Source organism: Mesorhizobium sp. B2-5-7 (assembly GCF_006440875.1).
Classification (GTDB): domain Bacteria; phylum Pseudomonadota; class Alphaproteobacteria; order Rhizobiales; family Rhizobiaceae; genus Mesorhizobium; species Mesorhizobium australicum.
This window is the reverse complement of the sequence record NZ_VFUO01000002.1, coordinates 949,366-972,613: the sequence shown is the minus strand read 5'-3', so window position 1 is coordinate 972,613 and position 23,248 is coordinate 949,366. Positions and strand designations below refer to the sequence as shown.

Sequence of the window (23,248 nt, the reverse complement as noted above, 5' to 3'; positions counted from 1 at the left end):
TACCATTCCGTTGGAATGGGATAGGCACCGTGCGCTACTGACCGGGAATCTTGCCGCCCAGCTCATCCTCGATATGCGCGCGGATGATCTCGTCAAAACTCTTTTCGGCACTGAAGCCAAGTTCCCTTGACCGCCGCGCCTCGAAGCGGGTCGGCCAGCCCTTGACGATTGCCCAGATCGTCTCGTCGGGCACCTCGCGGATCAGGCTTGTCGCCTGCGATCCAGCCACCCGTTCCAGCGCCTCGATCTGCTCGCCAACGGTGACGGCGACACCCGGCATCGTCAGGTTGCGGCGCGGCCCCACGGCTGCGCCCTCGATCTCCGCGCCATGGATCAGGAAACTCACCGCCGAGCGCGGGCTGGCATGGGTGTGCACGACCGAGCGCGGCACCGGCAGGATCGCCTCCTGCCCGCTCAAGGGTTCACGAATGATACCGGAGAAGAAGCCGGACGCCGCCTTGTTGGGCTTGCCGGGCCGCACGCAGATCGTCGGCAGCCGGATGCCGATGCCGTCGAAGAAGCCGCGCCTGGAATAGTCTGCCAGCAGCGCTTCGCTCATTTGCTTCTGCGTGCCGTAGGAGGTCAGCGGCGTCGGGTGGAATTCGTCCGGTATGACATCCGGGAACGGCGCGCCGAAAACGGCGATTGACGACGTGAAGACGACGCGCGGCGCAAACCCTGCCAGGCGGAGGGCGTCGAACAGCGCACGCGTGCCGTCGAGGTTGACGCGGTAGCCGAGGTCGAAATTCGCTTCCGCCTCACCCGACACGATGCCGGCGAGGTGGAAGACGACATCGGGGCGCGACACAACCAGGCTTTCCGCGGCGCCTGCTTCGGCAAGGTCCCCCGTGTGCAGCGCGACGCTGACGCCGTCCATGGCTGGCGCTTGCGGCGGCACGATGTCGTGCAGGTCGAGCGCGGTGATCTTCTCGCCGCGCAGCGTGCCGTCCTTGGCCAGCCGGGCGATGAGCTTGCGGCCGACCATGCCCGCGGCGCCGGTGATCAAAATGCGCATGTCCGATATCCCTTACTTCCGATTTTTGCGCTGGGTGCGCGCGCGCAACCAGAACACCAGGAAAAACGCCAGCACGAAGACGGTGCCGAAGATACCCGCCAGCACGGTCGAATAACTGCCGAGTGCCAACATCACGGTCGGCAGGTAGAAAGCGGCAATGCCGAACAGAAGCATGATCCAGACCGACGCAATGGCCGCATTGCGCGTGTCACGGTCCATCATGCCGCACCGGAACGGCGGTCGTTCATCGAGCTGAGTTGCAAAGCTGGAGGACTCCTGAGGGTCCGATCAATGGTCATCGATCGATCCTAGTGATAGTGGCCGTGATGCGCGGCCGCATCGTGCTCATGCTCGTGATGATGGTCGTCGCCATCGTCGGCGCACCGGCCGAATTCCGGTTCCACGGTGGCATGGCTGATGCCGTGCTCGCTGGCAAGCCGCTTCTTGATGGCGCTGACCGCCTGATGGGCATCGACGCCCTCGTTGAGGCAGGCATGCAGCGTCGCCATGCTGCTCGACCCGTCGAGCGACCAGATGTGCATATGGTGCACCTCGCGCACGCCCTGGACCGTTGCCTGAATGTCCCCGGCGATCAGGTCGCGATCGAGGCTTGGCGGCACGCCTTCGAGCAGGACGTGGGCGGCGGCGCGCATCAGCGACCACGCGGTGGACAGGATCAGCAGCGATACCAGCACGGACAGGATCGGGTCGATCGGCGTCCAGCCGGTCGCCAGGATGACCAGTGCCGCGACGATCGCGGCTGCCGAGCCGAGCAGATCGCCGAGCACATGCAGGATGGCGCCGCGCATGTTGAGGTTGTCTCTATCGCCGCCATGCAGCACCAGGAAGGAGCCGATATTGACCAGCAGGCCGAGGATCGCCACCACCAGCATCGGCCCGCCCAGCACCGGCGCCGGTGTCAGCAGGCGATCCCACGCTTCGTAGACGATCCACAGAGCGATGACGAAAATGGCGATGCCATTGGTGTAGGCCACCAGCGTCTTGACGCGGCCGAAGCCGTAGGTGAGCTGGCCGGTTGCCGGCCGGCCCGCCAGATGGAAGGCATACCAGGCCAGGCCGAGCGCAATGGCGTCGGCGAGCATGTGGCCGGCATCGGCCAGCAGCGCCAGCGACCCGGTAAACAGGCCGCCGAGCGCCTCGGCCACCATGAAGCCGGCGGTCAGGCAGGCCGCGATCAGGACGCGCTTCTGGTCCGTCGACCCATGCACATGGCCGCCGCCGTGATCGTGCCCGCTGTGATCGTGGATATGCGCCAAATGGCAAACTCCCGTTAGGCGCCGAATTCCGCGCGAAAATCCTCGAGCCGGCGGTTCTGCTGGCCATTGGCGTCGAAGTTGGCCGGATCGAGCCAGGCTTCATAAGCCTTGCGCAGAGCCGGCCATTCCTTGTCGATGATCGAATACCACGCGGTGTCGCGGTTTTCACCCTTGACGATGAGATGCTGGCGGAAAATACCCTCGAACTTGAAGCCGAACCGTTCCGCCGCGCGCTTCGACGGCCCGTTGCGGTTGTTGCACTTCCATTCGTAGCGGCGATAGCCGAGTTCGTCGAAGATGTATTTCATGAACAGGAACTGTGCTTCCGTCGCCGCCGGCTTGCGCGAGATGAGGGGTCCCCAGTAGATGTTGCCGATCTCGATGACGCCATGGGTCGGATCGATGCGCATCAGCGTCTGGCGGCCGGCGACCTTGCCGCTTGCCTTGTCGACAATAGCGAAGAACAGCGGATCCTCGCTCGCCTCCACCTTGTCCAGCCAGGGCTGGAAGGCGGCGCGGGTTTCCGGCGGATAGTCGGGCAGCCAGGCGAAGCGGCCGTCGACGTCGGCCACGGAGGACGCCTCGTAGAGGCCGTCGCCATGTGTTGCGGCACTCAATGGCTCGAGCCTGACATAGCGGCCCTCCAGAACCTTGCGCTCCGGGCGCGGGCGCGGCTGCCAGTCTTTGAGATTTTCCGACACCGAAAACTCCAATCCGTTTGACTTTTGCGGGCGGACGCTCACAAAAACGCTCGCCAACAGTAAGAACCACAGGGACGGGAAAAATGCTCCACACGATTTCGGCCTTCGACCGTCTCGGCGAGGAAAACGCTTTTGCCGTGCTGGCCCGGGCAACGGCGCTGGCGAGCCAGGGCCGCGACATCGTCAATCTCGGCATCGGCCAGCCCGACTTCAAGACGCCGCAGCACATCGTCGAGGCGGCGATCAAGGCGCTGCGTGACGGCCACCATGGCTACACGCCGGCCAATGGCCTGCTGGCGACCCGCGAGGCGGTGGTGCGGCGCACGCTGACGACCACCGGCGTCGAGGTCTCGCCGGAGGCGGTGATGATCCTGCCCGGCGGCAAGCCAACCATGTTCGCCGCCATCCTGATGTTCGGCGAGCCCGGCGCCGAGATCCTCTATCCCGACCCCGGCTTTCCCATCTACCGCTCGATGATCGAGTTCACCGGTGCAACCCCCATTCCCGTGCCGATGCGCGAGGAGAACGGCTTCGCCTTCTCGGCCGAAGAGACGCTGGGGCTGATCACGCCGAAGACCAGGCTCTTGATCCTCAACTCGCCGGCCAACCCGACCGGCGGCGTCACGCCGCGCGCCGAGATCGAGAAGCTGGTCAAGGGGCTTGAGAAGCATCCAGACGTGGCCGTTCTCTCCGACGAAATCTACGATGTCATGACTTATGACGGCGAGACGCATTGCTCGCTGCTTGGCTTTCCCGAGATCCGCGACCGGCTGATCGTGCTCAACGGCTGGTCCAAGACCTGGGCGATGACCGGCTGGCGCATGGGCTGGTCGATCTGGCCGAACGGCGACAAGGGCGCCCACCTCTACGACAAGGTGCGCAAGCTGGCGGTCAATTGCTGGTCCTGCGTCAACGCGCCAAGCCAGTTCGCCGGCATCGCGGCGATCGACGGCCCGCAGGACGACGTCGACACCATGATGCGCGCCTTCGACCGCCGCAGGAAGGTCGTGGTGGAAGGGCTGAACGCCTTGCCCAATATTTCCTGCATCACGCCCAAGGGCGCCTTCTATGCCTTCCCCAACGTGTCGAAGACCGGCTGGAAGGCAAAGAAGCTGGCCTCGGCCCTGCTCGACGACGCCGGCGTGGCGCTGATCGGCGGCCCCGATTTCGGCATTCTCGGCGAAGGCTATGTCAGGCTCTCCTACGCCAATTCCGAGGAAAACATTTTGCGCGCGCTGGACAGGATCGGAACGTTCCTGGCCAAGTGAGCATCAGCGTCGCCGCGCGAGCCGGATAGCTTGCCACCGCATTCCATGACGGTGTCATGAGCCGTCCGGAGGCGCGTAGCCAAGGCTGTGCGGGCATACCGAAAACGGCTACGAATTCCCGTATCAGGACCAATGGGGGAATCTCGCATGTTCTATGCAATCCTTGCCTATCACGTGGAAGATGCGATCGAGGCGCTGACGCCGCAGGAAGATGCGGCGCTGATGGCCGAGTTGCTCAAGATCAACACCAGGCTTCATGCGGAAGGCACGCTTGGGCCGTCAGCGCGTCTGGGAACGACACGGGATGCCTGCACCTTGCGCGGCCCGGGCGACGGTATGATCATCGATGGGCCCTTCGCCGAGACCAAGGAACAGTTGCTCGGCCTCTATGTCGTCGACTGCGTCACCAGGGACGACGCCATCGCGATCGCCCGCGATCTTCGTCGTGTCAATCCGACCGCCGTTTACGAGATCAGGCCCATTCTACTCTTCAAGCCCGGCGTGCCGCTGGCGGAAAAATGAGGCCCGGGCGAAAGCGCTGCCGGGACGCGCTGCTCACCCACGCCCCACGAACGGCATCTTGGTCGCCATCACGGTCATGAACAGCACGTTGGCGTCGAGCGGCAGGCTGGCCATGTGCACGACCGCGTCGGCGACGCGTTGGACATCCATCACCGCTTCGGCTGATATCGAGCCATTGGCCTGCGGCACGCCGACGGTCATCGGCTGCGCCATGTCGGTCAATGCATTGCCGATGTCGATCTGTCCGCAGGCGATGTCATAGGGGCGGCCATCGAGCGCCAGCGTCTTGGTCAGCCCGGTGATGGCGTGCTTGGTCGCCGTATAGGGCACCGAGCCCGGGCGCGGCGCATAGGCCGACACCGAACCATTGTTGATGATGCGGCCGCCCATCGGCTTCTGCTTGCGCATGGCGCCGAAGGCCGCGCGCGCGCACAAGAAAGATCCGGTGAGGTTGACGCCGACGATATCGTTCCAGACCTCGACCGGGATCTCGTCGATCGGCGTCGACTTGTAGCCCATGCCTGCATTGTTGAAGAGCAGATCGACCCGCCCGAAAGCCTCCGCCACGGTCTCGAACAGATCGTCGACCTCACCGGCCTTGCTGATGTCGCAGGCAACCGCCAACGCTCTGGCCTCGGTCGTCGGCCCGATCTCGGCGATCGCGGCATCCAGCACCGGCTTGCGGCGCCCGCAGAACACCGTATTCCAGCCGGCCTTGAGCAATGCCGTGGCTACGCTCTTGCCGATCCCGGTGCCGGCCCCGGTGACGATGGCGGTCTTTTGCTCGGTCATGGCTGATGTCCTCCGGCAGCGATGTGCGTGCTCGCCTGATCTACAAATTTGGTTCGGGTGGAGAAGGCATCGCAAATGATGGCAGCGATGGCAAGCGCGGCCACTGGGACATGGCCTCGAAAAGTGAACCCATTTATTTGGAGGGCAGCCGGCGAGGACGGACAAAAAGGGCGGTCATTGGCGACCGCCCTGATCTGAACCGGGCTTGGGAGGAGGAAAAGCCGATCCGACTGTGTAGAATCATGCGCTTCCTGAGTTAACGAAAGGTTAACGCCTCCGCGGCCTGTGTGCCAATCCGGGTTACCACTGCGGATTGGGTGGCGTACCCTCGGCCGTGGGCACTTTCGCCGCCGAAACCGTCGCCTCGACATGGTCGATCAGCGGATCCGGCAGGCCGAGCCGCCCGGCAAGCAGGTCGAGGTAACCGCGCTCGGCGCGCGTGTTGGGATCGATGGTAAGGCGCGACGCCGTATAGAGTTCGAGCTTCTGCGCGTCGGTCTTGGCGCCGGCCACCAGCGTGTCGAGGTCGAGCGGCCTCTCCAGCTCCGCCATCAGGAATTTTTCCGCATCGGTGCCGATCCCGGCGAGGCTGAGCTTGCCGGCGATCTTCCGCCGTTCTTCGTCGTCGACATGGCCGTCGGCCTTGGCCGCCGAGATCATCGCCCGCACCAGGGTCAGCGTGAACTCATCCTCGCCTTGCGGCGCCTGCGACGGGTGGAAGGCGGTGTCCTTGGGCGGCGGCAGCAATTCCGGCTCGCCAGCCGCGGGCGCCTGTTCCGGTGCGTTGCCGGCCTTGTAGTTCTGGTAGGCCTTGTAGGCGAGACCACCGATGGCGGCCAGTCCGCCGAGCTTCACCGCGGCACCCGTCACCTGCCGGCCGGCGCCGGTCCCAAGCAGCACGGCGGCCAGCGCACCGGCGGCCAGCGGATTGTCCTTGGCCATCTGCACCGCCTGGCCGGCCTTGTCGCGGACCGTGCCGCTAGCACCGGGAACTTGCGAGCCGAGCAGATCGTCGAGAAGCTTCTTGGGATCGAACATCGATGCCTCCAGGATTTGCCCAGCCGAACGGGCAGGTTTCGAACGCCGAAGACGTAGGTCCCGAAGTTTGACATTGCAATGACAGTGCCCCGGTTTGCCCGGCCCCGGCGCCCTCGATCAGGACCCGATGTGCGGTCCCCTGCCCCGCGCTTGCGCGAGTTCGACCTGTCGCTGCCGCTCCGCGTAGCGCTTCCGGTCTTCGTCCGAGCGGGCGTCAAAACAATGCGGGCAAGAAACGCCGGCGGCATATCGAGGCGAAGCCAGCTCGCTTGCCGTCAGCGGATGACGGCAGGCACGGCAAAGCTCCGCATCACCCTCGGTGAGGCCGTGCGACACCGAAACCCGCTCGTCGAAGACGAAGCACTCGCCTTGCCACAGGCTCTGCTCCGCTGGAACCTCCTCAAGGTATTTGAGGATGCCCCCCTTGAGGTGGAACACGTCCTCGAAGCCGAGTGACTTCATATAGGCGGTCGCCTTTTCGCAGCGAATGCCGCCGGTGCAGAACATCGCCACCTTGCGTCCTTCGAGATCCGCCCGATGCGCTTCCACCCAGGCCGGGAATTCGCGAAAGCTCGCCGTCGCCGGGTCGACGGCGCCCTTGAAGCTGCCGATCGAGACCTCATAGGCGTTGCGCGTATCGATGACGATCGTGTCGGCTTGCGAGATCAGCGCATTCCAGTCGCCCGCCTCCACATAGGTGCCCGCACTTGCCGCCGGGTCGATGGTCTCGACGCCCATGGTGACGATCTCGCGCTTCAGCCGCACCTTCATGCGGTGGAAAGGCATGGCCGCGGCACTGCTGTACTTGACCTCGAGACCCGATAGGCCGTCGATCGCTTCGATGTGTTCGATCAGCGCGGCGATCGCTTCGTCGCTGCCGGCGACGGTGCCGTTGATGCCCTCATGCGCCAGGAGCAGCGTGCCCTTGATGCCGCGCCCGCAGCAGAAGGCCGCAAGCGGCGCGCGCAACGCCTCGAAAGCATCGAGCCGGGCAAAACGGTAGAGCGCGGCGACGCGGGCTGGCTGGGATGGCGCGGGCAGTGTTGTCATTGCCAGAGCAACTAGACGCTAGTAGAAGCCGATTCAAGTGAAACGGGTTCGATCCGTCTGTCATGGCCCTGTCGGGAAAGAACCTTTAAGCTGAGCGGCAACGCGTGACATCGCGCCGCGATGGGTTCCGTGGACAGGGCAATACCTGTCTGCTAATCGGTTGAAATTCCCTTCGATACGCCCCCGACAAGGAGAGACCGAATGTCCAGCAAGACCGAGAACCTCCTGTCGCTCCTCAATGGCCAGCCGGTCATTCCGGTGTTGAAGATCGCCAACGTTGCCGATGCGGTGCCGCTGGCCCGTGCCCTGGCGCGTGGCGGTTTGCCGGCGATCGAGATCACGCTGAGGACCGCGGATGCGCTCGAAGCGATCCGTCGAGTGGCGGGCGAAGTTGAGGAAGCCATCGTCGGCGCCGGCACCGTTCTGGATGCCAGCCAGTTCGACGAAGCGGCCGCGGCCGGTTCGCGCTTCATCGTCAGCCCCGGCATCACCCGCGAGCTTCTGGCTGCCGCCTCCGACAGCGAGGTTCCGCTGCTGCCCGGCGCCATCACGCCCGGCGAGATCATGGCCGCGCGCGAAGCCGGCCTTCGCTTCCTGAAATTCTTCCCGGCCGAACAGTCCGGCGGCATCGCTTCGCTCAAGGCTTTTGCCTCGCCGCTGGCGGACGTCAAGTTCTGCCCGACTGGCGGCATCACCGGCAAGAACGCGGCCGACTATCTCAGCCTGTCCAATGTCATCTGCGTCGGCGGCTCATGGGTGGCGCCTGACGACATGGTCAAGGCCGGCAAGTGGGACCAGATCGAAGCGCTCGCACGCGCTGCCAGCGAACTCGGGAAATAGCGTCTTTCCGCACGGCATGAAAAACCCGGCCGACGAGCGTCGACCGGGCCTTTTTGACTGGCTAATCCAGACTGCGATCAGTTGCAGACCTTGACCGTCTCCGTCACCTTGTGATGGTGCCGCCAGTGCGTCACCACCCTGGTGCGGCAGTGCTTCTTCATCATGTGCATATGATTGTCGGTCTTGACGACAACGGTCTCCGCCTGTGATGGCGCGATCGCGGCCGATGCTGCCGCCAGCGCCATAACTGATGCCAGTAGAATCTTTTTCATGAATATCCTCGGGTTGGAGCGTACCCACACTAAACCGGAAATGAGTGGGCCGTTCCCGCTTCACGAGAAGTTCAGCCGCGCGTGATCCTCAGGGATCGGAGACCGCATGCATCGCACCCTGGGACAACAAGAAGCCGCGCGGATCGCCCGGCGCGGCCTCGGCATACTGCGGCCTGTTCGTTACTTCGTCTGGAAGCGGGCGACAGACAGGAACTTGACGGCGTTGCCGGTAAAGCGATTGGCGTCGGCCACCTGATTGTCCTGCTGGAAGCCGGCCGTATAGACCTCGCTCGGCGGCGTATGCACGATGTTGTAGGCGTAACCCGGCGCGGTCGTCGCACTCGAAACGGTGGCGACGTTCTCGCCGCTGGTCAGTGCCCAGCGGGCGGCCTGCGGCGCTGCGGCAACCACCACGGCCCTGGGGCCAGGCTTCTGATCGCGGGCGGTGGCCCTGGCCTCCTTGCGGGTCGTCTTCACACCGGCGCCGATCGCGGCGGCCGGATCCGAACCGGCCGGCCGGCCGGCAACAGCCTGGCGCGGCGATGCCGCATCGACGCCGGACGGATCGTTGAAGGCTGAACGCGGTTCCACGGCCAGCGAGGCGAGCTGATATTCGTCGGCCGTGCCGGCCTTGGCATTGGCCTCGTCGAGCACGGCCTTGACGGCATCCGGCTTGGCCGGCTCGGGACGCGCCGTCGGCAGCACGGAGAACGCATCCGTCGCGGTCTTGCCCTGGTCAGCCGTTTCGGCCAGCGCCATCAGCACATCCTTGCTGGGCGGCGGCGCGAGATCCGCCGGCAGCGTGCGTTCGGGACGCCATGTCGGCAAGGGGATATTGTTGACGGCGACCTGCGCCGGATCGGCCGCCGCTGCCAGCGCCGCCGGATCGGCCTTGCCGAAAGGCATGTTCGCCGGCGCCTGCGCGGTCGCCACGGCCTGTTCCGTGGTGGTCGTCGCATCCGCCGTGGCGAAGGGAACGTTTTCAGGCGTCTGTGCGCCGACATCGGCCTTCGGCCGAGGCGCGAAATCGGGCAGCGGGATTTCCTTGGCCGGCAGCGCCGCGATGATTGTCTCCGGCGTGTCCTTCTCCGGTTCCGGAGCCTGCTCGTCGGCAATCTGCGGAATGTCGGCGCGCTGGGCATTCTCGGGGGCCACGATGGCGATGCCAGGCAGGTTGCCGCTCTTGGCTGTCGCGGCCGGCTTCAGATTTCTAGCCTTGGGCGCGGGTGCGGCCGAAGCGGTCTCGACGTCTGCGCTGTCGTCGGCCTCGTCATCGCCACCGCCGCCGAAGAAGGCAGCGAGGAACCCGCCGGATTTCTTGCCGCTGCCGCCGGCGCTGGCCACTTCGATATTCGGTGTGCCCGAACCCTTGCGCGACTTGTAGGAGGCCAGCGCCTGTTCATAGCCGGGCAGCGGCCGGCCATCGCTCGGCACATGCAGCGTCTTGCCATTGGGGAACAGGCTGACCAGTTCCTGGCGGCTGATGCCGGGCCAGTGGCGCACATTGCCGACATCCATGTGGACGAATGGCGAACCGGAGGTCGGGTAATAGCCGACACCACCGCCCTGCATCTTGAGGCCGATGTTGCGCAGCTTCTTCAGCGGTACGCCGGGAATGTAGAAATCCATCGCCTTGCCAAGCATATGCTGGCTCTTCTCGGCGACACCGCGGCTGCGGCTGCGCAGCATCGAATTGGTGGACGGCGACCGGTAGCCGCAGACGACCTGGATATAATCGGTGGCGCCGCTTTCCCGATACGCCTCCCAGACCAGATCCAGCAGGCGCGGGTCCATCTTGGTCGGCTCGTTGCGACGCCAGTCGCGCAGAATGATGTTGATCTTCCTCAGGCCTTCGGGAACGTAGCGACCATTGCGCTTGTAGACGATCTCCGCCTTCTCATGCGTGTGGAGATGGTAGAGCTTCAGCGAACGAACTTCGGCCTGGGCGCCCGTGGCGGCCGCGGCAACAAAACCAAATGCGACAATCACCGCCGCCAACCATCTCGGCCAGACGCTCAAATGATAGTGCCGCCCGTTTGTGAGTCGTTCGATTCTGTTCAAATCAAAAGGCCTTGCAGGCTGCCGTTTGTCCCCGGATTTGCCCAAACGGACGTGTCGTTTTCACATCCGAATATCGATCCTAATGGTTAATCATCGCTTATTGAAGCCAAAATGCGGTAAGACCATGGCGATATCCCGTCAAAAATTGTCCGCAAGGTTTCTTGGTAAACCGCTGGTTTAGATCAGGATTCCGGCTTGGGCCGAACACGATCTGTTACCGCCGGCCTCAATGCGTGAACAATACCCCGTCGAGCGCCGCCATTATCCGTCGACGGCGCTCTGTCGAACCATATAATGACGAGGGAAACTGGTGCCTGCCTTGCGGCTCAGGAAGCAAGCCTGTCGACGCGGCCGGTTTCCGGGTCGATGCCATATTCCTTGAGCTTGCGGTAAAGCGTCGAGCGACCGATGCCGAGCCGGCGGGCGACCTCGCTCATCTGGCCATTGTAGTGATCGATGGCGAGCTTGATCATTTCGAGCTCGACATCGGCCAGCGCACGCACATTGCCGCGCTCGTCGAGCGCCCGCAGCGTGCCGAAGCGGGCCTGGACCCCGGCCGGCGGCACAGCCGCCGGAGCGGTCTCGTCGGGCACGACGTCCTCGTCGCGCGGCTCCAGCGACGGCGGCGGCGCAACGCTGCTTGCTTCCAACGTGTCGTCCGCGTCGAGATTGACGGTGCCTTCCACCTGCGCGCGGATCTGCGGGAAGTCATCGGCGGTCAACACATCGCCTTCGCACAGCACCGAGGCGCGGAAGACGGCGTTTTCGAGCTGCCGGATGTTGCCGGGCCAGTCATAAGCCTGCAGCACCGCAAGTGCTGCCGCCGAAATGCCTTTCAGCCGATGGCGCGGGTCGGCCGGCGCCACCTTCTCCATGAAATGCGTGACCAGATGAGGAATGTCGTCGCGGCGGTCGCGCAAAGGCGGCACGAAGATTGGGTAGACGTTCAGCCGGTAGAACAGATCCTCGCGGAACTTGCCGTCCTTGACCTGTTGCAGGAGGTTGCGGTGCGTCGCCGAAATCAGCCGGATGTCGACCTTGACGGTCGAGCGGCCGCCGACCGGATCGACCTCGCCTTCCTGGACGGCGCGCAGCAGCTTGACCTGGACGTCGAGCGGCAGGTCGCCGATCTCGTCGAGGAACAGCGTGCCGGAATGCGCCTCGACGAATTTGCCGGTGTGCTTGTCGGTGGCCCCGGTGAACGAGCCTTTCTCATGGCCGAACAGGATGGATTCCACCAGATTGTCGGGAATGGCGCCGCAATTGACGGTGACGAAGGGTTTCGAGCGGCGGTCGCCGCTGCCCTGGATGGCGCGCGCCACCAATTCCTTGCCGACGCCCGACTCGCCCTCGATCAGGATCGGGATGTGAGAGGCCGCCGCTTTCTGGCCGAGACGTATCACCCGGTCCATGGCCGGACTGTGGGTGATCATGTCTCTGAAGGTCAGCAGCCCGCCGCGTTTGCGCGACGTGCGCTTGACCTCGCCCTCTACCGCCTCGACCTTGAGCGCATTGGAGATCGAGGCCTGCAGCCTGTCGGGCGAAGCCGGCTTGACGACGAAATCGAAAGCGCCGTGGCGCATCGCCGAAACCACGGTCTCGATGCCGCCCTGCGCGGTCTGCACGATGACCGGCACGCTGATGTCGCGCTCGCGCATCGCCTTCAGCACGCCGATGCCGTCGAGACCGGGCATGACCAGGTCGAGGATCACGACCGAGACATCGCGGGCGCCAGGCCCGTCGAGAACTTCGAGGCCGGCGGTACCGCCATCCACAACGATCGCGGTATGGCCGAACCGCGTCACCGCGGCCTCGAGCAGCCGGCGCTGCACGGGATCGTCATCGACTATGAGTATGGAACCTGTCATGACTGTCTTGCTTCGCCCGCGCCCGAAAACCCGTGGATCATCTTGGCACAGGGTTCTAAATAAGGTTTCAAAAAACCCGGTGAACGAATTCCTTAGGATTTGACCGGCTTCTCCATTCCCGTTGAGTCCGGCTCCGTGATTGCGGCCACGTGATTCAACTCAGGCCATTTGATTCAAAGAAGGTATCTCGATGCGCATGATGTTTGATCGGCGGATTGCAGCGCCAGCGTCCGGTCAGGGCGCTGCCGGGCTTGGCGATCTGCCGGAATGGAACCTCGCCGACCTTTATGCCGGCATGGACGCGCCGGAACTGAAGCGTGACATTGCCAAGGCGGCGGCCGACGCCGTCGCATTCGAGGCCCGCTGGAAAGGCACGCTCGCCGCCGAGGCCGGGCGTGGAACTACCGGCAGGCTGGGCGAGGCACTGGCCGCATACGAGGCGCTCGAGGAACTGATCGGCCGCATCGTCTCCTATGCCGGCCTCGTCTATGCCGGCAATACCGCCGATCCGCAGCGCGCCAAGCTCTATGGCGACATCCAGGAGAAGATGACCGACGCCAGCGCGCATCTGTTGTTCTTCGCGCTCGAGCTGAACCTGATCGACGATGCGGCGATCGAGGGCGCGCTGGCCGCCGATCCCGCCTTCGGGCATTACCGCCCGTGGGTGCTCGATCTCAGAATGGACAAGCCCTATCAGCTCGAGGACCGTGTCGAGCAGCTTTTCCACGAGAAATCGATAACCGGGCGCGGCGCCTGGAACCGCCTGTTCGACGAGACGATGACCGATCTTCGCTTCGATATCGACGGCGAGGAACTGACGCTGGAGCCGGCCCTCAATCGCTTGCAGGATGCCGACGGCGAGGTCCGCCGCCGCGCCTCGGAGGCGTTGGCCGCGACCTTCCGCAAGAACCTGCGCACCTTTACGCTGATCACCAACACGCTTGCCAAGGACAAGGAAATTTCGGACCGCTGGCGCGGCTTCGAGGACATTGCCGATTCACGCCACCTCGCCAACCGCGTCGAACGCGGCGTGGTCGATGCGCTCGCCACCGCCGTGCGCGAGGCCTATCCGCGCCTGTCGCACCGCTATTACGCGATGAAGGCGCGCTGGCTCGGCATGGAGGTGATGAACCACTGGGACCGCAACGCGCCTTTGCCGGAGACGCCGCAGGCGGTGATCGGCTGGGATGAGGCCAGGAACACGGTTCTGTCGGCCTATCACCGCTTCTCGCCCGAGATGGCCGAGATCGCGCGCACCTTCTTCGACCGCAACTGGATCGACGCGCCGGTGCGTCCGGGCAAGTCGCCGGGCGCCTTCGCACATCCGACCGTACCCTCGGCTCATCCCTATGTGCTGCTCAACTACATGGGCAAGCCGCGCGACGTGATGACGCTGGCGCATGAACTCGGGCATGGCGTGCATCAGGTGCTGGCCGCCGGCCAGGGCGCGCTGATGGCCTCGACGCCGCTGACGCTGGCGGAGACGGCATCCGTCTTTGGCGAGATGCTGACCTTCCGCTCGCTGCTAGAGCGGACCACCGACCGGCGCGAGCGCAAGGCCATGCTCGCCCAGAAGGTCGAGGACATGATCAACACCGTGGTGCGCCAGATCGCCTTCTATGAATTCGAGCGCAAGGTGCATGCCGAGCGCCGCAACGGCGAATTGACATCCGACAGGCTGGGCGAGTTCTGGCTGGAGGTGCAGGCCGAAAGCCTGGGGCCGGCGATCAAGTTGCGCGAGGGCTACGAGGTGTTCTGGACCTACATTCCGCACTTCATCCACTCGCCCTTCTACGTCTATGCCTATGCGTTCGGCGACTGCCTGGTGAACTCGCTCTATGCCGTCTACCAGAATGCCGAACGCGGCTTTCAGGACAAATATTTCGAGATGCTGCGTGCCGGCGGCACCAAGCATCATTCGCAGCTTCTGGCGCCCTTCGGCCTCGACGCCACCGATCCGGCCTTCTGGCAGATCGGGCTCGGCGTCATCGGCGGTCTGATTGACGAACTGGAAACGCTCGACGATTGAGACGCCTCTCGCCCGGCAAGAACAGTTTAGCCGGAATGCATGTTCGGGCCGCGCTTTTCTTGCCCTAAATATTTGTTCTTGAAGAACTCTACATCGACGTTTTCCCATAGCTTTCCGCAAGCTCTATGGTAGCTTTCCGTTTAAGCTCAGCCGGAGCGCATGCGGATCGGCGAGGGAAATCTCAGCCGGCGGTGGCGATCAGGCGAACGCGACAACGGCCGTTGGCCATGGGCAGGCAAAGCCGATCGCCGACAGCTTGACCGAAGCCGGCTGTTCCGCGAACCGCGGAACCATCATCGAGTAGTCCTGCGCCGAAGGCCATGACCCACGGCAGACGGATCTGACTGGAGAGAGACAATGGGCACTTTTTTCTACGTGGTCCTGGCGTTGTTGGTAGGCGTGTTGGTCGGCTGGTTCATCTGGGGGCGCCTGCGCGGTGAGCTCGACAGTCTTCGCGGCGACCTCGATCGCACCCGCAGCGAGCGCGACAAGCTGCGCGCCGACAGCGACCGCCTGACCGGCGAACTCAGTGCATGCGGCAAGAGCCGCTCCGACCTCGAGCGTCAGCTGCGCGAGGCCCAGGCCTCGTCGGGCACCGGCGGAGCAAAGGCGTCAAGTCAGCCACCGGCAGCCCTGATGTCGACGCCAGCCGTTGCAAAATCCGGTGCGGCGGCAGCCAAGCCAGCCGCCGCGAAGGCGGCCCCGGCAAAGGCAGCACCGAAGCCCGCGGCCGCCAAACTCGCAACTGCTTCGGCACCGGCAGCCAAGGCTCCGGCGACCAAGGCTCCGGCGACCAAGGCTCCGGCGAAGACTTCGACCGTGCCCAAGGCAGCACCCGCTGCAAAGAAGACCGCACCGGCAGCGGCCAAGCCGGCGTCGGGCAAGCCCGACAATCTGCGCCGGTTGATCGGCATCGGCCCAGTCAACGAAAAGCTGCTCAAGGCGCAAGGCGTCACCACATACGCCCAGATCGCCGGCTGGACACCAGCCGACATCAAGCGGATCGAGGAGGTGATGAACTTCGACGGCCGCATCGCGCGCGAACGCTGGATCGAGCAGGCCAAGCTGCTCGCCGCTGGCAACGAGGCCGAATTCGCCAAGCAGTTTCCGACGGCCGGAACCGCCAGCAATACCTGAACGACGGATACAGAGGCCATGCGACCGGCGGCGCCAAGGGCGCCGCCGCTTTCTTTTGTCGGCAAGGTTCGATCCGGCAAAGGTCGGCTTTGAGGGACAGGGTGCCGTTCCCTCGATTGCGCGCGCCCGGCCCCCTATATAGAGCGATCGTCAGCTCCATCGATCCCGGTTCCCATGTCCCTGCCCGCAGCAATTTTCCGCAACGACGAAAGCGCGCGCCAGCTCGTTTTCAAGCGGCCGGCCGATGTCATCGTTGCGCATGAGCCCAAAGACTTCCCGGCGGCGTTGCAAGCGGCGCAGGCCGCGCACGATGCCGGCAAATGGCTGGCCGGCTATTTCTCCTACGAGGCCGGTTACCTGCTCGAATCGAAACTCGTTCCCTTGCTGCCGGGCCGGCGCCGGGCCCCGCTGGTCTGCCTCGGGGTCTTCGATGCTCCTGATGAAGAAGCGGTGCCGCCGCTAGGTACGCCGACCAACGGCCCGATCTTCGACGCAAGGGCAACGTGGTCGTTCGAGGACTACGAGAAGCGGTTCTCGCGGTTGCATCGGCACATCAGGCAAGGCGATTGCTACCAGGGCAACCTGACCTTTCCGGTGCACGCGCAATGGTCCGGCGATCCGCTCGCCGCCTTCGACGCGCTGACCGAACGCCAGCCCGTGAAATATGGCGCCCTGATCGCGCTGGGCGACCCGATCGTCCTGTCGCGCTCGCCCGAACTGTTCTTCGAGATCGATGCGGCGGGGATGATCGAGACGCATCCGATGAAGGGTACCGCACCGCGCGGCGCAACCGGGGACGAGGACGAGCGGCAGAAGAATTTCCTGCGCAATGACGAGAAGAACCAGGCCGAGAACCGGATGATCGTCGACCTCCTGCGCAACGACATATCGCTGATCAGCGAGGTCGGCACGCTGGAGGTGCCGGAACTGTTCCGCATCGAGACCTACCCGACCGTGCACCAGATGGTGAGCGACGTCAGGGCCAAGCTGCTGCCCGGCCTCTCGATACGACAGGTATTCGCGGCGCTGTTTCCCTGCGGCTCGATCACCGGCGCGCCGAAGATCCGCGCCATGGAGATCCTGCACGATCTGGAGGCCACGCCGCGCGATGTCTATTGCGGCGCCATTGGCTGGATCGCGCCCGGCGGCACGATGCGCTTTTCCGTGGCGATCCGCACCATCTCGCTCTTTGCCAGCGGCGAGGCCGTCTACAATGTCGGCGGCGGCATCGTCTTCGATTCGGTCGCGGAAGAGGAGTACCAGGAGTGTCTGCTCAAAGCCCGTTTCGCGACGGGGACACCGCCGGTTTCGAGCTGATCGAGACCATGCGCTGGGAGCCCGCCTCGGGCTTCCTGCGCCTCGATCGCCATCTTGCCCGCCTTTATGGCTCGGCGGCGGAACTGGGCTTCAGCTATGATCCGCAAAGGGTTGGCGAGGCCCTGAGCGATGCGGTCGATCGATCGCCCGTCGCCATGCGCACGCGGCTCGCCCTGTCGCGCAATGGCCAGGCCAACGCCTCGGCGCAGCCCTATGAACCGCTTGCCGCCGACAAGGTGTGGGCACTGCGGCTGGCGCGGACGAGGCTCGATTCGAGCAACATGCTGCTGCGCCACAAGACCAGCCGGCGGCAGCCCTACACCCATGCCCGCTCCGAATACCTCGTCACCCAGGCCGATGAGGTGCTGCTGGCCAATGAGCGCGGCGAGATCTGCGAAGGCACGATCACCAATGTCTTCGCCGATTTCGGCGACGGCGTGCTGGCAACGCCCCGGCTCGATTGCGGCCTGCTGCCTGGCGTACTGCGCGGCGCGCTTCTGGATGAAGGCCGCGCCAGTGAAGCGATCTACAGCTTGAATGACCTGAAATCCGCCAAGGCGCTGTTCGTCGGCAATTCGCTGCGCGGGCTGATCCCGGCCAAACTAATCTGAAGTCAAACTGATCTGAGGCATGACGTCCCTACCCGCCCACACGCCGTATGACGGCTCGTCGAAACTCTTCACCATCGGGCTGAAGCCGCTCGACCCCGCGAACTGGATCGAGGTAGACGGCCATTTGCTGCCCTACCTCGCTAAAAAGCGCCGGCTCTATGCCGAAATCCCTGAACGCGTCTTCCTCGAGCAGGACGGTACGCGTGACGCCCAGCAGGAAGTGCTCGAACTGCTCGGCGCTTACCTGCCGGAAAGATTTCCCGACACCCACCGGCGCAGCGATGCGGGCGTTGCGGTCGTGGGTGCGACGAGCCGTCCCACGATCCCCTCCAGCCTCGCCGGAGCGCCCCTCGTCGCGGCCTCGCTGCTGGTCCAGGAAGACCTGATCCTCATGCGGCGGGGCGAAGATGGCTGGCGGCTCGCGGCGGGTTCGCTGTGCTTTCCCTCGTCCTGGTCGCTTGTCGAAAAATTCGGCAAGCCGCTTCAGCAGATCCACGAGCCGGTGCCGGGCTTCGGCCCAGGCACAAGGCCGGCCGATCTGATCAACCGGATGTTCGATGGCCTGCAGGGCCAGGCCGTCGAACGCTACAATTGGTCGATCCAATCAGGCGATGCACTCTACCATCCGCTGTCCAATATCGAGCGCATCGACCGCGCCATCAGCCGGCCGACGCGTTTCCCCGACGGTGACGTGAAGACGCACGCCTTCATCCGGGTCGAGCGCCAGACGCTGCGCAAACTGCCCGCCTCACGCGACATCCTGTTCACCATCCGCATCCATCTCGACCCGCTCGCCGTGCTGGCGCGGCACCCGGACCGGGCGACGCTGGCAGCGTCCTTTGCCGCGCAGCTCGAAGCACTCGATGTCGCCCAGCTCGACTACAAGGGCCTGACATCGGATCGCGATCGGCTGATCGCTGTCCTTAACCAAATGGCCAAGGACGCGTAGTCGCTGGTTGGCGCTTTTCGCTGGTTTGTGACAATGATCTGTGATGTAGCGCATGGCCGTTGGGCGAAAATGCCGGGTTTTTGCACGCAGTTGCCCAGCTTTTGAACGCAGTTGCCCGGCTTTTGGACGTAGTTGAAGGAGTGCTCGATAAAATGGCGAACGAAAACTGGCCCGTTTACGGTGAGATCACCGGCCCCGTGGTGATGATCGGCTTCGGCTCGATCGGACGCGGAACGTTGCCGCTCATCGAGCGCCATTTCAAGTTCGACAAGTCGCGCATGACAGTCCTCGACCCGCGCGATACCGATCGCAAGCTGCTCGACGAGCGCGGCATCGCCTTCGTCCAGGAAGCGGTGACCGAGAAGAACTACAAGAAGCTGTTGACGCCGCTTCTGACCAATGGCGGTGGCCAGGGCTTCTGCGTCAACCTGTCGGTCGATACCGGCTCGGTGGACCTGATGCGGCTCTGCCGCAAGCTCGGCGTGCTCTATATCGACACCGTCGTCGAGCCTTGGCTTGGCTTCTATTTCGACGCCAAGGCCGACAACGCCAGCCGCACCAACTATGCGTTGCGCGAGGCGCTGATCAAGGAAAAGCACGACAAGCCGGGCGGCGCCACTGCGATATCCACCTGCGGTGCCAATCCCGGCATGGTGTCGTGGTTCGTCAAGCAGGCGCTGGTCAACCTCGCCACCGATCTTGGCATGGAATTCTCCGAGCCATCGCAGGACGATCGCGAGGGCTGGGCCAAGCTGATGAAGAAGGCCGGCGTCAAGGGCATCCACATCGCCGAGCGCGACACCCAGCGGACCAAGAAGCCCAAGCCTATGGATGTGTTCTGGAACACCTGGTCGGTCGAGGGCTTCATCTCCGAGGGTTTGCAGCCAGCCGAGCTCGGCTGGGGCACGCATGAGACCTGGATGCCCAAGAACGGCAAGAAGCACAAGCATGGTTCAAAGGCCGCGATCTACCTGGAGCAGCCCGGCGCCAACACCCGCGTACGCTCCTGGTGCCCGACGCCGGGACCGCAATATGGCCTGCTGGTAACCCACAACGAGGCGATCTCGATCGCCGATTTCTTCACAGTGCGCTCCAAGAAGGGCAAGGTTCAATACCGCCCGACCTGCCACTACGCCTACCATCCCTGCAACGATGCGATGCTGTCGCTGGACGAGATGTTCGGTGCCGCCGGCAAGCCGCAGCCGGTGCACCACGTGCTCGACGAGAACGAACTGGTCGACGGTGTCGACGAGCTCGGCGTCCTGCTCTACGGCCATGACAAGAATGCCTACTGGTACGGTTCGCAGCTGTCACTCGCCGAAGCGCGCAAGCTGGCCCCCTACCAGAACGCCACTGGCATGCAGGTCACCTCGGCTGTCCTGGCCGGCATGGTCTGGGCACTGGAGAATCCCGCCGCCGGCATCGTCGAGGCCGACGAGATGGATTACAAACGCTGCCTGGACGTGCAGTCGCCCTATCTCGGACCGGTCAAGGGCTATTATACCGACTGGACGCCGCTCGACAGACGCCCGGGTCTCTTCCCGGAGGACCTCGACCGCAGCGACCCGTGGCAATTCCGCAACATCCTCGTCCGATAGCACCACCCGGACCATGCTCCATTGCCTTGCAATCGCCCGGAAATCGGGCGATTGAAGGGAGGCGGCCTGGGGTGGCGATGTGCGTCCGTTGAACGCTTAAAGCATACCCCGGCACTTTGGACGTTCGCGTCAATTCCCAGAAATCGGCCCGATTTCTGGGACGACGCGTTTGGAGAGGATTTCATATGACGATTGCGCGCAAAGTTCTTTCGACAGGCCTGGCGGGCGCCCTTGCCTCGATGCTTGCTGCCTGTGCCACCAGCGGCCCAGATACGCCGCCCATGGCCGCCGCCCCGAAAGGGGTCGAAGGTTCCTGGATCGATGCCAAGGGCACCGGCCTGTCGACCTTCACCGGCGGCACCTTCACGACCGTCGCCACCGACACGGGACAGAAGCTTGCCGATGGCAGCTACACGATGACCGGCGCCACGTCGGTGCAGATCAACGGCACCTCGCTGATCCGCCAAACCCCGGTAAGCTTCAATTGCCTGATGGTGTCGACCAGCCAGCTCAACTGCACCAGCTCCGCCGGCCAGAATTTCGTGCTGACGCGGCGCACCTGAACTCGGCGAACATTCCAGTCACATAAGACGGCGGCCCCTCGGCCGCCGTTCTTTTTTTGTGCCGGCAAATACCCCGGGTTTCGCGCCTGGAGATACCGCCGCATTTCCCCTTGCGTCGGCCCGGACGCGATGGGAACATGATCGAAACGCTGGCTGTAATACCCAGTCAAGCAAGGGCGCCAGACGCCTCTGATCAGCCTACCGGGAGACGAAGATGAAGAAGCTTGCCGCCATTGCCGCCCTTTCCGCGTCGACGCTTGGCCTGTCGGCCGGCGCAACCTTTGCCGACTACACACTGAACATCCTGCACATCAATGACTGGCACAGCCGCATCGAAGGCAACAACAAATACGAATCGACCTGCTCGGCCGAGGAGGAGACCAAGGGCGAATGCATCGGCGGCGCCGGCCGGCTGATCACCGCCATTGCCCAGGAACGCAAGAAGCTGGAAGGCCAGAACGTGTTGCTGCTCAGTGCCGGCGACAATTTCCAGGGTTCGCTGTTCTACACGACTTACAAGGGCAAGGTCGAAGGCGAGTTCCTCAATGACATGAAGTTCGACGCCATGGCACTCGGCAACCATGAATTCGACGACGGCGAGGCGGCGCTGGCGCCGTTCCTCGACATGATCAAGTTCCCTGTGCTCGGCGCCAACGTCAAGGCCAACGCGCAGTCCAAGCTCGGCGACCGCGTCAAGCCGTCTGTTGTCGTCGAGGTCGGCGGCCAGAAGATCGGCATCATCGGCGCCGTCACCAACGACACGCCCGAACTCGCCTCCCCCGGCCCCAACATCAAAATCGAGGACGATGTCAAGTCGATCACGGCCGAGGTCGAGAAACTCAAGGGAGAAGGCGTCAACAAGATCATCGCCGTGACCCATATCGGCTACAACAGGGAGCGCGACGTCATTGCCAAGATCCCTGGCATCGACATCGTGGTCGGCGGCCACAGCCACACGCTTCTGTCCAATACCGATCCGAAGGCGGCTGGTCCCTACCCGACCATGGTCGACAACCCCGGCGGCTACAAGGTGCCGGTGGTGCAGGCGGCGTCCTATTCGAAATATCTCGGCGAGTTCAAGGTGGTTTTCGACGACAATGGCGTCGTCAAATCGGCAAGCGGCGACCCGATCTATCTCGACAAGTCGATCACACCGGACCCGGCCGTGCTCGTCCGCATCAAGGAGCTTGGCGCGCCGATCGAGGCCTTGAAGAACAAGGAAGTGGCCGAGACCACCGACGTCATCGACGGCAGCCGCGAAAGCTGCCGCGCCAAGGAATGTGCGATGGGCAATCTCGTCTCCGACGCCATCCTCGACCGCGTCAAGGGACAGGGCGTCGAGATCGTCATCTCAAATGGCGGCGGCCTGCGCGCCTCCATCGACAAGGGCACCGTCACCATGGGCGAGGTGCTGACCGTGCTGCCGTTTCAAAACACGCTGGCGACCTTCCAGATTTCCGGCAAGGACCTGGTCGCCGGCCTCGAAGGCGGGCTCAGCCAGATCGAGGACGGCGCCGGCCGCTTCCCGCAGGTGGCGGGCCTCAAATATTCCTTCGACAAATCGGTCGCGCCCAATGCCGGCCGCGTCAAGTCGGTGGAGGTGATGGAAAACGGCGCCTGGACGCCGATAAGTCCGACCAAGGACTATTTGGTCGCCACCAACAACTATGTCCGCCAGGGCGGCGATGGCTACAAGGTCTTCGCCGAAAAGGCCAAGAACGCCTATGATTACGGCCCTGGCCTCGAACAGGTCGTGGCCGACTATCTCGGCGCGCACCGGCCCTATACGCCGAAGCTCGACGGCCGCATCACCGAGATCGCAGCGACGACAGCGGCAGCTCCCGCCGCCGAACCAGCAAAGCCGGCGGAGACCGCACCGGCAGCGCCGGCACCGGCCGAGGCTGCCAAACCGGCTGCACCGGCAATGCCGGAATTGCCTGCCAACTCAGGCGATATCGCCAACACGCCGCCAGCCATATCGACGGAAAACGCGCCTGCACCACCGGCCCCGCCGGCACCTGCCGAACCGGCGAAGCCTGCCGAGACCACTCCCGCGCCGGCCACTCCTGCGCCTGCGACGCCCGCGCCCGCCGAGCCGGCAAAGCCCGCTGAAGCCACACCAGCCACCGGCAATCATGTCGTCGTGACCGGCGATACCTACTGGGATCTGGCGAAGAAGGCCTATGGCGATGCGACCAAGTGGAAGCTCATCTATGAGGCGAACAAGGGCCAAAGGCCGCATCGGCTTATGCCGGGCGCGACACTGACCATCCCGGCGAAGTAATTTCGTCCAGCTCCGCCACATCGCCCGCCCGGGGAACCGGGCGGGTTTATATTTCC

Annotated in this window: 22 protein-coding genes; 12 read left to right on the top strand and 10 right to left on the bottom strand. The window is 64.2% G+C overall.

From position 1 onward, the window contains the following. Window positions 1-34 precede the first annotated feature (34 nt). From denD to FJ543_RS12205, 4 genes are all read right to left on the bottom strand, one after another. Entirely contained in the window at window positions 35-1,015 is a 981-nt protein-coding gene (gene denD, locus FJ543_RS12220) for a D-erythronate dehydrogenase (protein WP_140875229.1), read from the bottom strand. 12 nt (window positions 1,016-1,027) lie between these two features. Then, window positions 1,028-1,237, bottom strand: coding sequence for a hypothetical protein (locus FJ543_RS12215; RefSeq protein WP_140875227.1), 210 nt, complete (start codon window positions 1,235-1,237; stop codon window positions 1,028-1,030). Between the two features lie 86 nt (window positions 1,238-1,323). Continuing rightward, window positions 1,324-2,292, bottom strand: coding sequence for a cation diffusion facilitator family transporter (locus tag FJ543_RS12210; RefSeq protein WP_015315869.1), 969 nt, complete (start codon window positions 2,290-2,292; stop codon window positions 1,324-1,326). A 14-nt stretch (window positions 2,293-2,306) separates the two neighbouring features. Continuing rightward, a complete protein-coding gene (locus tag FJ543_RS12205; RefSeq protein WP_140789059.1) occupies window positions 2,307-2,993 on the bottom strand; it encodes a GNAT family protein in 687 nt (228 codons plus the stop codon). Between the two features lie 83 nt (window positions 2,994-3,076). On the opposite strand from FJ543_RS12205, the gene FJ543_RS12200 reads away from it, so the two are divergent. Together FJ543_RS12200 and FJ543_RS12195 are read left to right on the top strand one after the other, a co-directional pair. Beyond that, the gene (locus tag FJ543_RS12200; protein ID WP_140875225.1) at window positions 3,077-4,261 is read left to right on the top strand and encodes a pyridoxal phosphate-dependent aminotransferase; all 1,185 of its coding nucleotides are present in this window, start codon (window positions 3,077-3,079) and stop codon (window positions 4,259-4,261) included. Between the two features lie 147 nt (window positions 4,262-4,408). Beyond that, the gene (locus tag FJ543_RS12195) at window positions 4,409-4,783 is read left to right on the top strand and encodes a YciI family protein (protein ID WP_140875224.1); all 375 of its coding nucleotides are present in this window, start codon (window positions 4,409-4,411) and stop codon (window positions 4,781-4,783) included. A 33-nt stretch (window positions 4,784-4,816) separates the two neighbouring features. Here FJ543_RS12195 and FJ543_RS12190 read toward each other — a convergent pair whose 3' ends face one another. Beyond that, window positions 4,817-5,575, bottom strand: a complete 759-nt coding sequence (locus FJ543_RS12190) for an SDR family oxidoreductase (protein WP_140875222.1) — start codon at window positions 5,573-5,575, stop codon at window positions 4,817-4,819. A 5-nt stretch (window positions 5,576-5,580) separates the two neighbouring features. Between FJ543_RS12190 and FJ543_RS12185 the strand changes: the two genes are divergently transcribed. Continuing rightward, window positions 5,581-5,835, top strand: coding sequence for a hypothetical protein (locus tag FJ543_RS12185; RefSeq protein ID WP_140619405.1), 255 nt, complete (start codon window positions 5,581-5,583; stop codon window positions 5,833-5,835). Window positions 5,836-5,875: 40 nt separating this feature from the next. Here FJ543_RS12185 and FJ543_RS12180 read toward each other — a convergent pair whose 3' ends face one another. Both FJ543_RS12180 and FJ543_RS12175 read right to left on the bottom strand, forming a co-directional pair. Beyond that, window positions 5,876-6,613, bottom strand: a complete 738-nt coding sequence (locus tag FJ543_RS12180; RefSeq protein ID WP_140875220.1) for a tellurite resistance TerB family protein — start codon at window positions 6,611-6,613, stop codon at window positions 5,876-5,878. Window positions 6,614-6,730: 117 nt separating this feature from the next. Next, entirely contained in the window at window positions 6,731-7,663 is a 933-nt protein-coding gene (locus tag FJ543_RS12175; protein WP_140875218.1) for a rhodanese-related sulfurtransferase, read from the bottom strand. Between the two features lie 201 nt (window positions 7,664-7,864). On the opposite strand from FJ543_RS12175, the gene FJ543_RS12170 reads away from it, so the two are divergent. Then, window positions 7,865-8,503, top strand: a complete 639-nt coding sequence (locus FJ543_RS12170) for a 2-dehydro-3-deoxy-phosphogluconate aldolase (protein ID WP_140619401.1) — start codon at window positions 7,865-7,867, stop codon at window positions 8,501-8,503. 77 nt (window positions 8,504-8,580) lie between these two features. Here FJ543_RS12170 and FJ543_RS12165 read toward each other — a convergent pair whose 3' ends face one another. The 3 genes from FJ543_RS12165 to FJ543_RS12155 all read right to left on the bottom strand — a co-directional run bounded on the left by FJ543_RS12165 (window position 8,581) and on the right by FJ543_RS12155 (window position 12,704). After that, on the bottom strand, window positions 8,581-8,775 hold the full coding sequence (locus tag FJ543_RS12165; protein WP_140721389.1) for a hypothetical protein: 195 nt from the start codon (window positions 8,773-8,775) through the stop codon (window positions 8,581-8,583). Between the two features lie 180 nt (window positions 8,776-8,955). Next, a complete protein-coding gene (locus FJ543_RS12160) occupies window positions 8,956-10,764 on the bottom strand; it encodes a DUF882 domain-containing protein (protein WP_224530292.1) in 1,809 nt (602 codons plus the stop codon). 398 nt (window positions 10,765-11,162) lie between these two features. Further along, the gene (locus FJ543_RS12155; protein WP_140875214.1) at window positions 11,163-12,704 is read right to left on the bottom strand and encodes a sigma-54 dependent transcriptional regulator; all 1,542 of its coding nucleotides are present in this window, start codon (window positions 12,702-12,704) and stop codon (window positions 11,163-11,165) included. A 190-nt stretch (window positions 12,705-12,894) separates the two neighbouring features. Between FJ543_RS12155 and FJ543_RS12150 the strand changes: the two genes are divergently transcribed. From FJ543_RS12150 to FJ543_RS12115, 8 genes are all read left to right on the top strand, one after another. Then, window positions 12,895-14,733, top strand: a complete 1,839-nt coding sequence (locus FJ543_RS12150) for a M3 family oligoendopeptidase (protein WP_181173961.1) — start codon at window positions 12,895-12,897, stop codon at window positions 14,731-14,733. A gap of 357 nt (window positions 14,734-15,090) precedes the next feature. Continuing rightward, window positions 15,091-15,870 carry a proton-conducting membrane transporter gene (locus tag FJ543_RS12145; protein WP_140619394.1) on the top strand — a complete coding sequence of 260 codons (780 nt, stop codon included), beginning with the start codon at window positions 15,091-15,093 and terminating at the stop codon, window positions 15,868-15,870. 174 nt (window positions 15,871-16,044) lie between these two features. After that, on the top strand, window positions 16,045-17,187 hold the full coding sequence (locus tag FJ543_RS12140; protein ID WP_140619392.1) for an aminodeoxychorismate synthase component I: 1,143 nt from the start codon (window positions 16,045-16,047) through the stop codon (window positions 17,185-17,187). Further along, complete coding sequence (locus tag FJ543_RS12135) at window positions 17,136-17,798, top strand: aminotransferase class IV family protein (RefSeq protein WP_140875213.1); 663 nt, start codon at window positions 17,136-17,138, stop codon at window positions 17,796-17,798. Before FJ543_RS12140 ends, FJ543_RS12135 begins: the two co-directional genes overlap by 52 nt. A 19-nt stretch (window positions 17,799-17,817) precedes the next feature. Next, window positions 17,818-18,747 (top strand): DUF3445 domain-containing protein, encoded by a 930-nt coding sequence (locus FJ543_RS12130; RefSeq protein WP_140875211.1) that lies wholly within the window; start codon window positions 17,818-17,820, stop codon window positions 18,745-18,747. Window positions 18,748-18,899: 152 nt separating this feature from the next. Then, on the top strand, window positions 18,900-20,345 hold the full coding sequence (locus FJ543_RS12125; protein ID WP_140661790.1) for a homospermidine synthase: 1,446 nt from the start codon (window positions 18,900-18,902) through the stop codon (window positions 20,343-20,345). Window positions 20,346-20,530: 185 nt separating this feature from the next. Next, window positions 20,531-20,908: a hypothetical protein gene (locus FJ543_RS12120; RefSeq protein WP_023770500.1), complete on the top strand. Its 378-nt coding sequence runs from the start codon at window positions 20,531-20,533 to the stop codon at window positions 20,906-20,908. 214 nt (window positions 20,909-21,122) lie between these two features. Then, window positions 21,123-23,192: a bifunctional metallophosphatase/5'-nucleotidase gene (locus FJ543_RS12115; RefSeq protein ID WP_140875209.1), complete on the top strand. Its 2,070-nt coding sequence runs from the start codon at window positions 21,123-21,125 to the stop codon at window positions 23,190-23,192. Window positions 23,193-23,248 lie beyond the last annotated feature (56 nt).

What these genes read in the sequence shown, in the direction of transcription:
- denD (WP_140875229.1), bottom strand. Translation starts at nt 1,015, where the DNA reads ATGCGCATTTTGATCACCGGCGCCGCGGGCATGGTCGGCCGCAAGCTC.
- FJ543_RS12195 (WP_140875224.1), top strand. Translation starts at nt 4,409, where the DNA reads ATGTTCTATGCAATCCTTGCCTATCACGTGGAAGATGCGATCGAGGCG.
- FJ543_RS12175 (WP_140875218.1), bottom strand. Translation starts at nt 7,663, where the DNA reads ATGACAACACTGCCCGCGCCATCCCAGCCAGCCCGCGTCGCCGCGCTC.
- FJ543_RS12190 (WP_140875222.1), bottom strand. Translation starts at nt 5,575, where the DNA reads ATGACCGAGCAAAAGACCGCCATCGTCACCGGGGCCGGCACCGGGATC.
- FJ543_RS12115 (WP_140875209.1), top strand. Translation starts at nt 21,123, where the DNA reads ATGAAGAAGCTTGCCGCCATTGCCGCCCTTTCCGCGTCGACGCTTGGC.
- FJ543_RS12120 (WP_023770500.1), top strand. Translation starts at nt 20,531, where the DNA reads ATGACGATTGCGCGCAAAGTTCTTTCGACAGGCCTGGCGGGCGCCCTT.
- FJ543_RS12165 (WP_140721389.1), bottom strand. Translation starts at nt 8,775, where the DNA reads ATGAAAAAGATTCTACTGGCATCAGTTATGGCGCTGGCGGCAGCATCG.
- FJ543_RS12145 (WP_140619394.1), top strand. Translation starts at nt 15,091, where the DNA reads ATGGGCACTTTTTTCTACGTGGTCCTGGCGTTGTTGGTAGGCGTGTTG.
- FJ543_RS12180 (WP_140875220.1), bottom strand. Translation starts at nt 6,613, where the DNA reads ATGTTCGATCCCAAGAAGCTTCTCGACGATCTGCTCGGCTCGCAAGTT.
- FJ543_RS12185 (WP_140619405.1), top strand. Translation starts at nt 5,581, where the DNA reads ATGTCCTCCGGCAGCGATGTGCGTGCTCGCCTGATCTACAAATTTGGT.
- FJ543_RS12170 (WP_140619401.1), top strand. Translation starts at nt 7,865, where the DNA reads ATGTCCAGCAAGACCGAGAACCTCCTGTCGCTCCTCAATGGCCAGCCG.
- FJ543_RS12215 (WP_140875227.1), bottom strand. Translation starts at nt 1,237, where the DNA reads ATGATGGACCGTGACACGCGCAATGCGGCCATTGCGTCGGTCTGGATC.
- FJ543_RS12130 (WP_140875211.1), top strand. Translation starts at nt 17,818, where the DNA reads ATGACGTCCCTACCCGCCCACACGCCGTATGACGGCTCGTCGAAACTC.
- FJ543_RS12155 (WP_140875214.1), bottom strand. Translation starts at nt 12,704, where the DNA reads ATGACAGGTTCCATACTCATAGTCGATGACGATCCCGTGCAGCGCCGG.
- FJ543_RS12200 (WP_140875225.1), top strand. Translation starts at nt 3,077, where the DNA reads ATGCTCCACACGATTTCGGCCTTCGACCGTCTCGGCGAGGAAAACGCT.
- FJ543_RS12125 (WP_140661790.1), top strand. Translation starts at nt 18,900, where the DNA reads ATGGCGAACGAAAACTGGCCCGTTTACGGTGAGATCACCGGCCCCGTG.
- FJ543_RS12150 (WP_181173961.1), top strand. Translation starts at nt 12,895, where the DNA reads ATGCGCATGATGTTTGATCGGCGGATTGCAGCGCCAGCGTCCGGTCAG.
- FJ543_RS12140 (WP_140619392.1), top strand. Translation starts at nt 16,045, where the DNA reads ATGTCCCTGCCCGCAGCAATTTTCCGCAACGACGAAAGCGCGCGCCAG.